This window comes from Flavobacterium franklandianum, assembly GCF_007097365.1.
Taxonomy (GTDB): domain Bacteria; phylum Bacteroidota; class Bacteroidia; order Flavobacteriales; family Flavobacteriaceae; genus Flavobacterium; species Flavobacterium franklandianum.
In genome coordinates, this window is record NZ_VJZR01000008.1 from 1 (window position 1) to 14528 (window position 14528).

Annotated in this window: 11 protein-coding genes; 4 read left to right on the forward strand and 7 right to left on the reverse strand. The window is 33.9% G+C overall.

The features are described from left to right. Window positions 1–45 precede the first annotated feature (45 nt). The gene (locus tag FNW17_RS10005; RefSeq protein WP_144071553.1) at window positions 46–387 is read right to left on the reverse strand and encodes a hypothetical protein; all 342 of its coding nucleotides are present in this window, start codon (window positions 385–387) and stop codon (window positions 46–48) included. A 44-nt stretch (window positions 388–431) separates the two neighbouring features. Next, complete coding sequence (locus FNW17_RS10010) at window positions 432–821, reverse strand: DUF1573 domain-containing protein (RefSeq protein ID WP_144071554.1); 390 nt, start codon at window positions 819–821, stop codon at window positions 432–434. A gap of 162 nt (window positions 822–983) precedes the next feature. Between FNW17_RS10010 and FNW17_RS10015 the strand changes: the two genes are divergently transcribed. The 3 genes from FNW17_RS10015 to FNW17_RS16340 all read left to right on the forward strand — a co-directional run bounded on the left by FNW17_RS10015 (window position 984) and on the right by FNW17_RS16340 (window position 6594). Further along, a complete protein-coding gene (locus FNW17_RS10015; protein ID WP_144071555.1) occupies window positions 984–3617 on the forward strand; it encodes a valine--tRNA ligase in 2634 nt (877 codons plus the stop codon). Between the two features lie 427 nt (window positions 3618–4044). Next, window positions 4045–6339, forward strand: coding sequence for a T9SS sorting signal type C domain-containing protein (locus tag FNW17_RS10020; protein WP_144071556.1), 2295 nt, complete (start codon window positions 4045–4047; stop codon window positions 6337–6339). Window positions 6340–6420: 81 nt separating this feature from the next. Then, the gene (locus FNW17_RS16340) at window positions 6421–6594 is read left to right on the forward strand and encodes a hypothetical protein (protein WP_185965294.1); all 174 of its coding nucleotides are present in this window, start codon (window positions 6421–6423) and stop codon (window positions 6592–6594) included. Window positions 6595–7013: 419 nt separating this feature from the next. On the opposite strand, the gene FNW17_RS10025 is transcribed toward FNW17_RS16340, so the two are convergent. The 5 genes from FNW17_RS10025 to FNW17_RS10045 form a co-directional block, all read right to left on the reverse strand. Next, the gene (locus tag FNW17_RS10025) at window positions 7014–7562 is read right to left on the reverse strand and encodes a PepSY-associated TM helix domain-containing protein (protein ID WP_144071557.1); all 549 of its coding nucleotides are present in this window, start codon (window positions 7560–7562) and stop codon (window positions 7014–7016) included. A 59-nt stretch (window positions 7563–7621) separates the two neighbouring features. Beyond that, window positions 7622–9895 carry a TonB-dependent siderophore receptor gene (locus tag FNW17_RS10030; protein WP_144071558.1) on the reverse strand — a complete coding sequence of 758 codons (2274 nt, stop codon included), beginning with the start codon at window positions 9893–9895 and terminating at the stop codon, window positions 7622–7624. Between the two features lie 194 nt (window positions 9896–10089). Then, window positions 10090–11214 carry a PepSY-associated TM helix domain-containing protein gene (locus tag FNW17_RS10035; RefSeq protein ID WP_144071559.1) on the reverse strand — a complete coding sequence of 375 codons (1125 nt, stop codon included), beginning with the start codon at window positions 11212–11214 and terminating at the stop codon, window positions 10090–10092. A gap of 68 nt (window positions 11215–11282) precedes the next feature. Beyond that, entirely contained in the window at window positions 11283–13640 is a 2358-nt protein-coding gene (locus FNW17_RS10040; protein WP_144071560.1) for a TonB-dependent receptor, read from the reverse strand. A gap of 182 nt (window positions 13641–13822) precedes the next feature. Continuing rightward, window positions 13823–14296 (reverse strand): DUF6265 family protein, encoded by a 474-nt coding sequence (locus FNW17_RS10045; RefSeq protein WP_143391660.1) that lies wholly within the window; start codon window positions 14294–14296, stop codon window positions 13823–13825. 65 nt (window positions 14297–14361) lie between these two features. Here FNW17_RS10045 and FNW17_RS16660 point away from each other — a divergent pair, with 65 nt between their 5' ends. Next, window positions 14362–14496 (forward strand): hypothetical protein, encoded by a 135-nt coding sequence (locus tag FNW17_RS16660; protein ID WP_262710850.1) that lies wholly within the window; start codon window positions 14362–14364, stop codon window positions 14494–14496. Window positions 14497–14528: the final 32 nt, after the last annotated feature.

A 14528-nucleotide genomic window follows, 5' to 3' on the forward strand; every position in this document is an offset into this window, starting at 1 on the left:
GGTATTTTGAAGAAAAATTATTCGATAGGCTAGTAATAGCAAGCATTACAGGGTTATGACTAAAAACGGACAATCAATTGATTTTTTATAGGTACCATCAACAATACTTTTTTGAGTAGAAAATTGATAGGTTCCTTCACTTGAAAGAATTCCATTTGTGTAATATAAATATTTACCATCACCTGTGAATTTTAAATCTATATTTTTTCCTGTTGTGGCTGGCGTATCGTTTATGTGAAATGCAAATCCTCCAGAAGTAGAAACCCAACTCCAAGTGCCAATTAAATTTTTTTCGGCTGCAATGTTAGTATTTTCTTCCGAGCAAGAAGCCATTATTGTTGTTAAAAATAGTAATCCAAGTCCTTTAAGTAAACTTATTGCTTTCATATGAGTTTTATTTATCTAAGCATAAAGCTGCTGAAATTTTTTAATTAATCAGCAATTACCTCTCCCTTTATTTTTAAAGGAATTCTTCCACCTTCATAATTCACAGCATTCGATTCGACCGTAATGGTTTTTCGAATTGGACCAAGAATCATGCTGTATTTCACCTCAATTTTTCCTGTTTTTCCAGGCATAATTGGTGCGTTAGGTTTTGTGGGAACTGTACATCCACAAGTCGAAAGTACATTGGTAATTATCAATGGTGCATCACCAGTGTTGGTAAATTCAAAAGAACGAACACCGTTATCATTCTTTTTAGTGGTAGTTCCATAATCGATAGTGTTGTCTTCTGCTTTGAACTCAATTTTAGGGCCATTTTGAGCAAAACCAAAACTACACATTAATACGATTGCAATTAAAGTAGTTATATTTTTCATTTTCTTTTTGTTTGAATTCTGTTTAGTAAAATTACTTTTTTTAATTAAGCGGACAATTATTTATTTCGCTTTTTATACTGTACTTAATTATTTACTTTTGTGCTCTATTTAAATTACAAAAATCAGACCAGAGCTAAATTTTGGTTGTAACAATTGCTTTTTATGACAATTCCTGCACAATTCGACTCCAAAACCATTGAGAATAAGTGGTATGACTACTGGATGAAAAATAATTATTTTCACTCAGAACCAGACCATAGAACTCCATATACCATTGTAATTCCTCCTCCAAATGTAACTGGGGTTTTGCATATGGGGCATATGTTGAATAATACTATTCAAGATGTTTTGATTCGTAGAGCACGTCTAAAAGGATTCAACGCTTGTTGGGTTCCAGGAACAGATCACGCTTCGATAGCTACAGAAGCTAAAGTGGTTGCCAAATTAAAATCCGAAGGAATCAATAAATCGGATTTGAGTCGTGAAGAATTTTTGAAACACGCTTACGATTGGACGGATAAATACGGAGGAACAATTTTAGAGCAATTGAAACAATTGGGTTGTTCTTGTGATTGGGACAGAACAAAATTCACTATGGATCCTGATATGTCAGCTTCTGTAATTAAATCATTCGTGGATTTATATAACAAAGGTTTGATTTATCGTGGTTACCGAATGGTAAACTGGGATCCGGAAGCCAAAACCACTTTGTCCGACGAAGAAGTTATTTACGAAGAACAACAAGGTAAATTGTATTTCCTTAACTATAAAATCGAAGGTTCGGAAGATTTTTTGACTGTAGCTACTACGCGTCCTGAAACTATTTTTGGTGATACTGCCATTTGCATCAATCCAAATGACGAGCGTTTTGCTCATTTAAAAGGGAAGAAAGCGATTGTGCCTATTTGCGGTCGAGTAATTCCAATTATTGAAGATGAATATGTTGATATCGAATTTGGAACGGGTTGCTTGAAAGTGACTCCCGCTCACGATATGAACGATAAAACTTTGGGTGAAAAACACAACCTAGAAATAGTTGATATTTTCAATGAAGATGCCACACTAAATAGTTTTGGTATGCATTATCAAGGGAAAGACCGTTTTGTAGTTCGTGATGAAATAGCCAAAGAATTAGAAGCCAACGGCGCATTAGCAAAAACCGAAATCCATTTGAATAAAGTGGGAACTTCTGAAAGAACAAAAGCCGTAATCGAACCTCGTTTGTCCGATCAATGGTTCTTGAAAATGGAAGATTTGGTAAAACCAGCTATTCAATCTGTTTTGGTTGATGGTGCTGTAAAATTGCATCCTGCTCGTTTTAACAATACCTATGCTCATTGGTTGAATAACATTCGCGATTGGAATATTTCGCGTCAATTGTGGTGGGGACAACAAATTCCGGCTTATTTCTATGGTGACGGAAAAGAAGATTTCGTGGTAGCTGAATCAATCGAAGAGGCATTAAAACTAGCTCAGACTAAAACTTCTAACTTCTCACTTCTAACCTCTGATCTTAGGCAGGATGTTGACGCACTCGATACTTGGTTTTCGTCTTGGCTGTGGCCAATGTCAGTTTTTGGGGGAATTATGGATCCTGAAAACGAAGATTTTAAATATTATTATCCAACAAATGATTTGGTTACTGGGCCAGATATTTTGTTTTTCTGGGTAGCGCGAATGATTATTGCAGGATACGAATACACAGGCAAAAAACCATTTACGAATGTGTATTTGACTGGTTTGGTGCGTGATAAACAAAGACGTAAAATGTCTAAATCCTTAGGGAATTCACCAGAACCATTAGAGTTAATCGAAAAATTTGGTGCCGATGGAGTTCGTGTGGGATTGCTTTTGAGCGCTTCTGCAGGAAACGATATTATGTTTGACGAAGAATTATGCAACCAAGGAAAAGGCTTTACCAATAAAATCTGGAATGCTTTCAAATTGATAAAAGGTTGGGAAGTTTCGGATTCGATTCCGCAACCAGAATCATCTAAAGTGGCGATTGAATGGTACGAAGCCAAGTTGCAACAAACACTTTTGGAAATTGAAGACAATTTCGAGAAATACAGAATTTCCGATGCCTTGATGGGGATTTACAAACTCGTTTGGGATGATTTCTGTTCTTGGTTCTTAGAAATGATAAAACCAGCGTACCAACAACCCATTGACAGTTTGACTTTGGCGAAAGCCATAGAAATGTTAGAAAACAACATGAAATTGTTGCATCCGTTTATGCCGTTTTTGACAGAGGAAATTTGGCAAATATTGGCTGAAAGAACCCCAGACGAAGCCTTAATCGTTTCGACTTGGCCAGAAATGAAACCGTTCAATGTACAATTAATTACGGATTTCGAAAATACCATTGAAGTGATTTCTGGAATTAGAACAATTCGTAAAGACAAGAATATTCCGTTTAAAGACCCTATTGAATTGAAAGCATTAAACAATGATAATGCTTCAACTTATTTTGATTCAGTGGTGACCAAATTAGGAAACATCACTTCCTTAGAATATGTTTCGGATAAAGTGGATGGTGCTTTGTCTTTCCGTGTAAAATCGAATGAATATTTTATTCCAATTACCGGAAATATAGATGTAGCAGCCGAAATTGAAAAACTAACTGCTGAGTTAATATACACCCAAGGCTTCTTGAAATCGGTTCAAAACAAACTTTCGAACGAGAAATTTGTCAATGGTGCACCTGAGAAAGTTTTGGCAAATGAAAGACAAAAAGAAGCCGATTCTTTGGCTAAAATTGCTACTTTAGAGCAAAGTATGGCTGGATTGAAATAGTTTTTATAATTATAAGACTGTCAATTTTACTTTTGACAGTCTTTATTTAATATTTATTTATTCGGAGCATATACTAAATTGGTTCTTCGAGTATTTTGTGAATGTTTTTTTTTTATATTTTATAAATTATAATTTTATGAAACGAATGATACAATTAAAATTTATTTTTTGCTGATTTTGTTGTCATATTGCAATAATAAAATCCGTTTTCAACTTTAGGCAACCCGATTCATCCGCTTTCTTATTCATACTATTTTTATTAGAACCTAAATATTTACGAATTTCTACCCAAATATTGTATTTCATAGATAATGTATGAATAACCGTAATTAATTTAACATTTTTATGTTTCCAGATTAGTTTTTTATGTTAAATTTGCAGTATGAATTTATATTTTTACTCGTTAATAATTTAAAAATAAATACTTATGAATGAAATTTTACACAATTTAAGATTAAATTTTGGTCGTCAAATTCGGGTTTTGTTAATCCCGGTATTATTCGCGATGTTTACCAACTTTGCGTCGGCGCAAACTACAGCTATTCCTGATGCAAATTTTGAACAAGCATTAATTACTCTGGGTATCGATACAGATGGGGTTGTTAATGCTGCAGTACTTACTGCAGATATTAGCGTTGTTACAAGTTTAGGAATTAGTGGCCAAAATATTTCAAATCTTACAGGTATTGAAGCATTTAGTAGTTTGCAAACTTTAACTTGCCAAAACAACCCTATTACCGGTAGCTTAAATTTAAGTATGTTAACTAATTTAACATCCATTAGTTTCTTGAACAATCAATTAAGTTCAATAAATGTTACAGGTTTAACAAATTTGACTTATTTAGAATTGTGGTTAAATCAATTGACGAGTATAGATTTAAGCACTAATGTTAATCTAACTTATTTAGATTGCGATCAGAATCAATTTACTTCTTTAGATGTAAGTCTATTAACAGGTTTGCAAACTTTTTATTGTAACACTAACCTTTTAACAAGTATAGATGTTAGAGGATTAACTAGTTTAGCTACAAATGGTGTTGGTATTTTTCAGTGTTCAGTAAATCCTAGGCTAAGCTGCATTCTTATCGACACTGTTGCACCAGCAACTCAATGGTTGAAAGACCCTACAGCTACATATTGCACCTTGACCACCTATAGCGGAGGAGCTTGGAGTCCTGCTACACCAACAGCAAATAATTCAGCAGTAATTGAAGCTAATTATAATGTTGCTGCGGATATTACCGCTTGTTCATTAATCATTAAGAATAATGCTACGGTTACCATTCCTTCAGGAAATGATGTAAATTTGAATGGAGCTTTAACTGTTACAGCTGGAAGCACATTCACCTTGAGCAATAATGCTAATCTAGTTCAGACAAATATTAATTCAACCAATTCAGGCGCCATTAATGTAAACCGCAATAGTAATGATTTATTTCGTCTAGATTATACTTTATGGTCATCACCAGTTACAGGCACTCAAACATTAGCTAATTTTTCGCCTTTGACATCTACTAATCGTTTTTATACTTATTCGCCAAGTGCAAATCAATATAATTTAGTATCATCAGCAATTCCATTTGCACCAGGTACTGGATATTTGATTCGTATGCCAAATGAAGATCCTTCAAATCTAGGTTTAGTCTCGCCTTATTATTTAGGAGCTTCTCCCTTGACATATAATGGAGTGTTTACAGGTACTCCAAATAATGGGGGTGTTAGTGTTATAGGCCTTGCATCTGATACTTATAACGCAGTAGGAAATCCTTATCCTTCTACCATAGGAGCTCAATTATTCTTAGATGTAAATGATACAAATGGAATTTTGTATTTCTGGAGAAAAAAGAATGCTGATTTAGGTTCTTCTTATGCTACTTTTTCTAATGGTGGAGGGACAAGCTCAACGCCCACTAGTGCTGCGCCAGACGGTACAATAGGTGTTGGTCAAGGATTTATCGTAAAAACTGGAGTTGCAGCTACACAATTGAATTTTACCAATTTAATGCGAACTACAAATAACAGCGCACAATTCTTCAAAACAAAAAAATTGGTTGAAAAATCTCGAGTATGGTTAAACTTAACCAATACATCTGGAGTATTTAGCCAAGCTTTAGTAAGTTATGTAGATGGAGCTACACTCGGTTTCGATAAGGGGATTGATGGTAAATACATCAATGACAGCCCAATTGCTTTGACCTCTAATATCAATAATGAAGAATATACGATTCAAGGTCGTCCTGCTTTCGATCCTAGCGATGTGGTAGGTTTAAATTTTAAAACCAATGTAGCTGGTGATTATACTATCGCCATTGATCACGTGGACGGTTTATTTGCCACAAGCCAAGATATTTACCTTTTAGATAGCAAAACAGGAACAGAAACCAACTTGAAAGTTGGAGGGTATAATTTTACTGCAGCTGCAGGAGTGGATAACAGTAGATTTTCTTTGAAATACCAAAAAACTTTGAAAGTTGATTCATCAATGCTAAACGATAATAAAATTCAAGTATATAAAAATAAAGGGACTTTATTTGTAAATGCTGGAGAGAAAGCTATCAAAAGTGTCAAAGTATATGATGTTCAAGGAAGACTTATTGCGGAACAAAATAATGTGAAAGCCAATATGGCTTCCATCAGCAATTTGAAAGCCAATAATCAAGTTTTGATTGTTCGAGTTGCCTGCGAGGACAATAGCGAAGTCACTAAAAAAGTAATGAATTAATAACTTTAAAATCCAACATAAATGAAAAATATTTTTTTTAAATTTTGTATAGCCCTTTTTTTCCTTTGTTCTTCAACTATTATGTTTGCTCAGCCTGGTTCTGGTTCAGATAATGGCGGGGTAGATGACAATGGTTCTGGTGACTCTACGCCGTTGCCAATTGATGATTATGTAGGTATTTTGGCTTTGTTAGGTATTTCCTATGTTTTAATTAAAGTAAAAGCCAATCCAAAAGAGGAAAATCCTTCGTTATAGAAATAATAATAAATTACTATTTCTATATTATACCATCAACCCTGTTCGTAGTCGGACAGGTTTTTTTTTTTGATGTTTTTATTGATTGTTAAACCTATTTACACTAGTCATAAAAATCTAAATTTAATGTGAGGTTAATAATAAGTTGGCAAATTAAAGGATGATATTTTTAGTAATCATATAGGAAAAGTGAATTCAAATCAATATAAAGTAGATTTATGTCTATTACTTTTTTTAGTAGTATTTCCTGCTAATTTTGAAAACTTTCTGCAATAACATATTATTAGTAGGTTGACTAATAAATGATGTTGAATTTATAAAACCCGACAGATTTTTAAAATTTGTCGAGTTTGTTTTAAATATGAAATCTCAATCCTGAAAAAAGCAGTATAGGATTTTTTTGTTTTTAAATTAAAATTTTACCCAAACAAAATCAAAAACAATAAAGGAAAAACTACTCCCGCAACGGCTAATTTCCAACCTCGGTTTTTCCAACTGAATTTTCCGGCTTTAATCATTATGGTTCCAGTTAAAGCAATGATGATTAAACTCAAAGCAAAAATATCAGAATAATAAATCCAGAAATTGGAAGTGTTCTTGTGTAATTTCATCGTTTGACTGATGATTGGAGTTTTGATGAATGAGACGATTTCTCCTTTTCCGGTTCTCATATCGATTTCGACATCGTGGCTTTCAAAAGAGATTTTAAATTCATCTTTTTTGACCATGTGACGTCTCATTTTGTCTTCGATCCCTAATTTTTTTCCTAAATCTTCTGCAAACTTTTCGTTGATTTCACTTTCTTTAGGAAGTTTTACTTCGATGGCTTTGGTTTCGGTGGTGTATTTGTCAGGATGCCAAGCTTCTCGGTGGTTCATTAATAATCCTGAAAAGGCGAAAGAAACAATTAGTCCGATGTAAAAATAGCCCAAATCTCGGTGTAAGTTTCTGAAGTTGATTTTTTTCATAGTTGTGCGTAAAGTTGATTTAAAAATATTTGACAGATTTTTTGATGAAAGGTTTAATTCTAGAATTTATATTTTAAGCTTGTCATAATTTGACGTGGCGCTATTGGATTGACACTGTAGTTTTCGTGTACAGTAGTATAATTCAATTCATTTGTAATGTTCGATAACTTGCACAAGATTGAAAATTTCTTCCAATTATAACCAACAGAAGCATCAATGGTTGTGTAGTCTTCAAGAGGAATTTCTCGGTCCCAAATTCCATTTGGTTTGGTAACATCATACTGATTATTCCAACCGCCAAGACGATCTCCAATATAATTTCCGATGGCTCCAAAAGACATTCCTTTTAGCGCACCCGATTGTAAAGTATAGAAAAAGCTTAAATTAGCTGTATTTTCCGGAGTTCTTACCAAGCGATCTCCCTCAATAAAACTGCCGTTTGCTCCAGTTGTTTTTGAATAACGCATATCGTTATAGCTATACCCTGCAATGATATTCAATCCTTCGATTGGTCTTGCGGTAACATCAATTTCAACACCTTTACTTTTGGTTTCTCCGCTCAATGTTTTGATAGTAGTGTCTATATTTAGTGTAGTTCCGTCCGCTTTGAATTCGGCAGTTTGGGCTAAATTGCTGTTGGTAATTTGATAAACGGTAATGTTGGTACTCAATAATCCTTTCCAGAAATCTTTTTTGATTCCTGCTTCATATTGGTCAATAATAGAAGGTTTTATGGGTTGTAAATCTACTGTCGTTCCCGTATTTGGTGTAAACGAGTTCGAGTAACTTGCAAATAATGACATATCTTTTGTAGGTTGATATACCAATCCCACTTTTGGAGAGAAAGCGTTGTCTAAACGTTTTGCACCTTCTGTAATTGTCTTTTTTACTAAATTATTAGTATCAGCTTGTGATTCTTGCCAAGACCAACGGATTCCTACTAATAGTTTTATTTTTTCTGTGAATGAAATTAAATCTTGTGCATAAATTCCAAAACGGTTGGTGTTGGTAGTAACTATTCGTGTATTGGTGACGTTTTTTGGAATATCTTTTCTTTGTGTCGCCGGGTCGTAAGAAAATAGGTTTATGGTGTCATAATAATTAACAACATATTTACCATCATTATTTATAGAAACTGCTTTTTCTGAAAATGTAAAAGTATACCCTGTTGCTAATGAATTTTCCCAATCGGCTCCTGTAAACAATTGGTGTTTGATGCTTCCGGTTTTAAAACATCCTTGTAAACTCAATTGGTTTCCAAATATTTGTTCTAGATTTTTATTTTTTCCTAATGGTCTATTCGTATCTCCAAAGAGGATTTCATTTTTTTCATCATTTGGTTGAATTCGCTCTGTGCCAAAAGATTGTCTGTCATAGGATTGAAATGAGGAGTTGAAGTTTAGCATCCAGTTTTTGTTAAAATCGTGGTTAACTAGGACAGAAGCACTGGTAGATTTCGTTTGTCCATTAGACCAAAGTGCACCAAAATAACTTTTTCTAGAAACTTTTGCGATTTCTTTTCCAATGGCTCCTGTTCCAAAATCAGGTGTCCAATCGGCGCTCAAATAATCGCCTTGAAGTGTTATTTGGGTTGTATTGGTTACATTAAATAGTAGCGAAGGGTTGATATAAATGCGTTCGTTTTTCACCACATCTCTATAACTTTCTGAATTTTCATAAGAACCATTAATTCTATAGGCAATAAATTTATTCAAAGGACCATAAAAATCAATCGAAGGTTTGTAATAGGAGTAACTTCCTGTTTGCATCGAAATTTCTCCTCCACTTTTGAAAGAAGGTGTTTTGGTTACCAAATTTAATATGCCTCCTGGGGCTACATTTCCAAATAATAAAGCAGAACCACCTTTCAGAAACTCTACTTTTTCAAGACCTGAAACTTCTGGAATGGAACCTGCATTATAACGAAAACCATTTTTGAACATATTGTTTGCCGACATATCGTAACCTCTAGAATAAAAAGATTCTTGTGCTCCACCACGAGCTGAACCTACATAAACACCATTAGCATTTTTTAATACTTCACTTAATCGAATGGCTTGTTGTTGTTCGATAATTTCAGCTCCAACTACCTGAATGCTTTGAGGTACATCCATTGGTTTCAATCCTGAGCGTAATGCGGTTATCGGTTTTGTTGGTTTATTGGTTGTGATAACAATTTCCTTTAAAATTACTTTGTTTTTGTTTTTTATGGTATCATAAAAAGTTTCAAATGTATTCAATGTACTTGTTTTTTCTGGTACACTTGCAGTTTCTTGAGCAAAACTGAATTGAGATAAAAATAATAGTAATGCGGGTAATAAAAGGTGCTTCATAAGTGTTTATTTAGACTGAATAAAAATAATTACGCAAATATATAAACCATTTTCGAATACACAAAGTTTATTTAGACTAAATATAAATAATATTTATTAACAATTTATTAAGAGTAGTTTGTCAGTGATTTAAAACAAAAAAATCCTGCATTTTAGGGCAAGATTTTAGTTTTTAAAAGGGGTAATTCGTGGGTTTAGGCTTTAATAACTTTTTTCTTATTTCGTCCCCACCAAATATAAAATCCAGAAATAGGAAGGCTGGCAATCAATAAACTGATTAAGAAAGCGAATATTTTCCCAGTTAATCCAAATACTGCTCCGGTGTGAAGGTCATAATTCATTCGCATTAACTTGTCCGAAATTGCCGCATTTTCATATTTTCCAAAAATGTGATTAACTTCTTTTTCTTCCAAAGTGTATTGGTCAAAATAGCGGTAATCCGTTTTCCAATAGGTTCCTTCTTCTGGATTAGCATTGGCGGCTATTGAAGTACTGTCGTTTTCGGGAGGATGCACTTCGATGGATTTGGCATTTGGATATTGTTTTTGCATTAACGCCCAAACTTTATCTAATGGTTTTTCTAAAGTTAACTTACTTTTGGTCGAAATTGGATCTTCATAAACTAATGATTTTTCGCCACCAAGAACGGTATAATAAGAACAAGCAAACCATTGAAAACCCCAAACTAAACCCGTAATTGCAAAAATAAGAGCAATTAAACACACATAAAAACCAGTGATGTTATGCAAGTCGTAATTTTTTCTTTTCCACTTAGTTCCTTTTTTCCAGTTAAATTTAAAGCGTTGTTTGGTAGCATTTTTATTTCTGGGATACCAAAGAATGAGTCCTGAAATTAAGAGCACAAGAAATATCAAAGTTGCTGATGCGACTACAATTTGCCCAATATCGTGTGGTAACCAGAGATAGTAATGGCCATCGAGAATGAACCTGAAAAAACCTTCGTCCATATTCTCTTTTTCAAGGACTTCACCTGAATATGGATTGAGGTAAACAATATGATAATAAGTAGGTTCGTAATGAAAAAATATGGCTTCAGCCGATTTTTCGGAACCATTGTATTTTATGGCGTGAAGGGCTTTGTCGGGAAATTCCTTTCGAGCAATTTTTTCCAATTGTGAAGGGAGTAGAAATAGTTTGTCTTGTTTTTCAACAAAACGGTATTCTTCGGTGATGTTTTGAATTTCTTCCTGAAAAGCATACAAACAACCCGTAACTGCAATGATAAAAACGATGATACCCGAGGATAATCCTAGCCATAAATGGATTTTTCCTATTGCTTTTTTGAAATTATTTTTCATTGAAAATAGATAAAACTCCCCACCGAAATGAAGAGCTCAGTTTAAAAAATGAATTAAAAACAGCTAAACTAAAATTTGTAACCAACAGACAAACGTAAGTTGGTACCTGGTTCTGATTGCCAATAATACGTTTCATTATAAGTGTAATATCCACCAGAATACAAGTATTTGTCCAATATATTGTTGACTGTAAGATTAAATGTCATTTTGTTTTTGGTATACGTAACTCCACCATCTAATCGGAAATAATCGGGTAATTGCGTTTCATCGTTAGAAGCAAACCAAGGTTTTCTGTCCACTTGATATTGGTATCCGATAGAAAGTCCTACACCATTCAATGCACCATTGTCTATTTTATAATTCAACCAAGCGTTTTGAACGTGTTTTGATGTTCCTGATATCTGACTGCCTACCATTGCAGGATTGTTCTCGTCTTTGGTAACTTTACCTTCTGTAAAAGCATAATTGATTACTACGTCAAGGTTTTTGAAAATTTCACCTCTAATATCTGCTTCAAATCCTTTTACTTTTTGTTGTCCACTTTGTATGTTGAATTGTTGTGCGCCAGTAGAATGTTCAGGGTCAGGAGTAAGGATGTTGTTGTTTGTTATTTGATAAACGGCAAATACCGAATTCCATTTTCCATTCATCCAGTCTCTTTTGAACCCAAATTCAAGATTAGTTCCTGTTTGAGGATCAAAACTTTTTCCTTGCCAATCGGTTCCATAGTTTTCGTTAAATGATTCATCTCTTAAGAAATAAGCCGATGTGTTTTTGTTGATGGAATAACTCAAACCAAGTCGAGGCGTGAATTTACTGTCTTTGAAATCTCCCGAATATACGTTGGCTGTTTTCAAGGTGGTGTATCTCCCCGCCAATGTCAAACGAAGTTTATTATCCATAAATCCAAGTTCATCTTGAACATAAAAAGCATTGTAACCATTCTTGTATTGTAGTCCTCTTACTTTAATATCGATACTTCTATCAAAAACTGGCATAGCCGATGCCGGAACAGTTCCGTACACAGGATTGTAGATGTCAAGGTCGGTTAGTAAAGCACTTTGAGTCCAATCATAATAATTGATTTTGTCGCTTAGATCAATACCAGCGAGTATTTTATGATTGACAGCACCTGTTTTTTCTTGTCCGTTTACAAAGAATTGTCCTGTTTTTGCTACTGCATAATCTTCTGAAAGATAAACGCGTCTTTTCATAATATTTTCGTCAACACCAGTTATGGCATCCGGCCACATCGACATTCCTACTTGGGTGTAGTTGAAGTAAGAAGCTTGTCCGGTAAATTTCCAATTGTCACTTATTTTGTGATCTAAAATGGCAAGAAAACTTTTGTCATTCATATTCGTTGGAGCAAAATTTGGTTCACCAGTAGTAAAGTCTCTTGGTAAATCGGCATATCCCTTTTTAGAAAAAACATAGTTAGAACCAATAATATTTACTTCAGAGAATTGATGTGTATATTCCAGCGTGATGGCGGTTTTGTCATCTACCAAATATTTTAATACAGGTGCAATAGAGTAGCGGTTGTTGTAATCAAAATCACGGTGACTGCCCTTGGCCTGCCCCATTACATTGATACGATATAGTAATTTACCATCTTTGGTTAGTTTTCCGTCAAAATCAAGGGCAGCTCTGTATAAATCAAAACTTCCCAAGGTAATATTGGCTTCTCCTTTGGTACGACCGCTTGGTTTTTTGGTTACTACATTGTAGAGACCACTCGGATTTCCGTTAGAAAGCATAAATCCTGCAGGCCCTTTTACAAATTCAATGCGTTCCACCATACTCATATCCTCGGTCAATGGTCCCCAAGTTGTGCTCACATTCATTCCGTTTCTAAAAGGAGCAACACGGCTACCTCTCATATTGATGTTGGCATAATTATCCCAATGTTCTACTCTCGTAGCTCCACTCACGTTGCGGGTTACGCCTTCCAGCATATCAAAAATTTGCTGGTCTTGAATTAATTTTCCAGTAATGACCTGAATATTTTGTGGTATTTCGATAATTTTTGAATCCAAACGAAGTGATGATGAAATCCTGTTGGTTTTAAAAGCACTTTTGTTGCTTAAAATAACCACTTGGTTCAATTCTGTATTCGATAAACCCAGTTGGAGATCAATTTGAGATGTTTCTCCAGTTTTCACTTCCACTACTTGTTCTAAATCGGTATAACCAACTAAAGTGACGATTAAAGTTTGTGTTCCTGCTGGAATACTTTTGAGCTCAAATACACCATCATTATTTGCGATAGTGTTTCTGTTTACTGTTTTTACAGAAACCGAAACTCCTTCGGCAGGTTTACCGTCGCTGGTTTTTATGGTTCCATTAATATTTCCTGTGGTGACTTGTTGTGCTAATCCCACAAGAGAAAAGAGTAAGATTGTTGATAGTAAAATGTTTTTCATTTGCATTTATTTAGACTGAATTAAAATAACAATGCAAATATAAAAAGCATTTTCAAATACACAATATTTATTTAGACTAAATATAAATAATATTTTATTTGTTTGAATTTCAAATTAATAAGCAATAAAAACCCTGCTCTAATAGGGCAGGGTATCTGATTTTTAAAATAAATTCGAGATTTTCACTTCGTTTTCTTCAAAGTATAAGTGTCAAAACTTGGTTTTCCTTGTTGAATTCCTGAAATTTCAATTATCAAAACATCATTTGAAAAAGGATTATAACTAATTTTTTTTGGATAATTATTTTTAGGGTTTTCAAAAATTAATTGTTTCGCAATAGTATCTTTTTTAATAAAAGTTACTGGTTTATCATTATTTTGACCTTTTATGTTTGATATATAGAAAAGTTCTTCTCCTTTTTGAACTAATTGAATATGCTCATTATGCAAAGTATCTTTTCCTTTGATAAAATAACTTTGTCCATCATAAACGCTGTCGTTTAATTTCGTCCAATTTTCCAAGAGATTTCCATCTGTAGATTTGTTTTCCCATTTTCCTAACAACCAATCAGTTCCTACTATTTTGGAAATTACTTTTGATTTTTGACAAGAAGTGAAAGTCAGTATTGTGATGAGAAGTAGAATAGCTTTTTTCATAAGAGGTGTAAAATTGTAGTTTAAAAACTTTTCAAAATTAGGGAAAAGATAGCAATTAGATCAAGATGGAAAAGGAAAATCCTTTAAAAAAATTAGTAACTATTCAGGATGTCGATAATTTTGAATTGCCTCCAGCTTTAGCTGGAGGAAAAGGAATTAATATGGAATTGGCTTTAGCCAAAGTATGCTGTTTTGGCTAAAGCCAATACAACTAATCCTAATTTCATTCCTC

What these genes read in the sequence shown, in the direction of transcription:
- FNW17_RS10005 (WP_144071553.1), bottom strand. Translation starts at nt 387, where the DNA reads ATGAAAGCAATAAGTTTACTTAAAGGACTTGGATTACTATTTTTAACA.
- FNW17_RS10010 (WP_144071554.1), bottom strand. Translation starts at nt 821, where the DNA reads ATGAAAAATATAACTACTTTAATTGCAATCGTATTAATGTGTAGTTTT.
- FNW17_RS10015 (WP_144071555.1), top strand. Translation starts at nt 984, where the DNA reads ATGACAATTCCTGCACAATTCGACTCCAAAACCATTGAGAATAAGTGG.
- FNW17_RS10020 (WP_144071556.1), top strand. Translation starts at nt 4,045, where the DNA reads ATGAATGAAATTTTACACAATTTAAGATTAAATTTTGGTCGTCAAATT.
- FNW17_RS16340 (WP_185965294.1), top strand. Translation starts at nt 6,421, where the DNA reads ATGTTTGCTCAGCCTGGTTCTGGTTCAGATAATGGCGGGGTAGATGAC.
- FNW17_RS10025 (WP_144071557.1), bottom strand. Translation starts at nt 7,562, where the DNA reads ATGAAAAAAATCAACTTCAGAAACTTACACCGAGATTTGGGCTATTTT.
- FNW17_RS10030 (WP_144071558.1), bottom strand. Translation starts at nt 9,895, where the DNA reads ATGAAGCACCTTTTATTACCCGCATTACTATTATTTTTATCTCAATTC.
- FNW17_RS10035 (WP_144071559.1), bottom strand. Translation starts at nt 11,214, where the DNA reads ATGAAAAATAATTTCAAAAAAGCAATAGGAAAAATCCATTTATGGCTA.
- FNW17_RS10040 (WP_144071560.1), bottom strand. Translation starts at nt 13,640, where the DNA reads ATGAAAAACATTTTACTATCAACAATCTTACTCTTTTCTCTTGTGGGA.
- FNW17_RS10045 (WP_143391660.1), bottom strand. Translation starts at nt 14,296, where the DNA reads ATGAAAAAAGCTATTCTACTTCTCATCACAATACTGACTTTCACTTCT.
- FNW17_RS16660 (WP_262710850.1), top strand. Translation starts at nt 14,362, where the DNA reads ATGGAAAAGGAAAATCCTTTAAAAAAATTAGTAACTATTCAGGATGTC.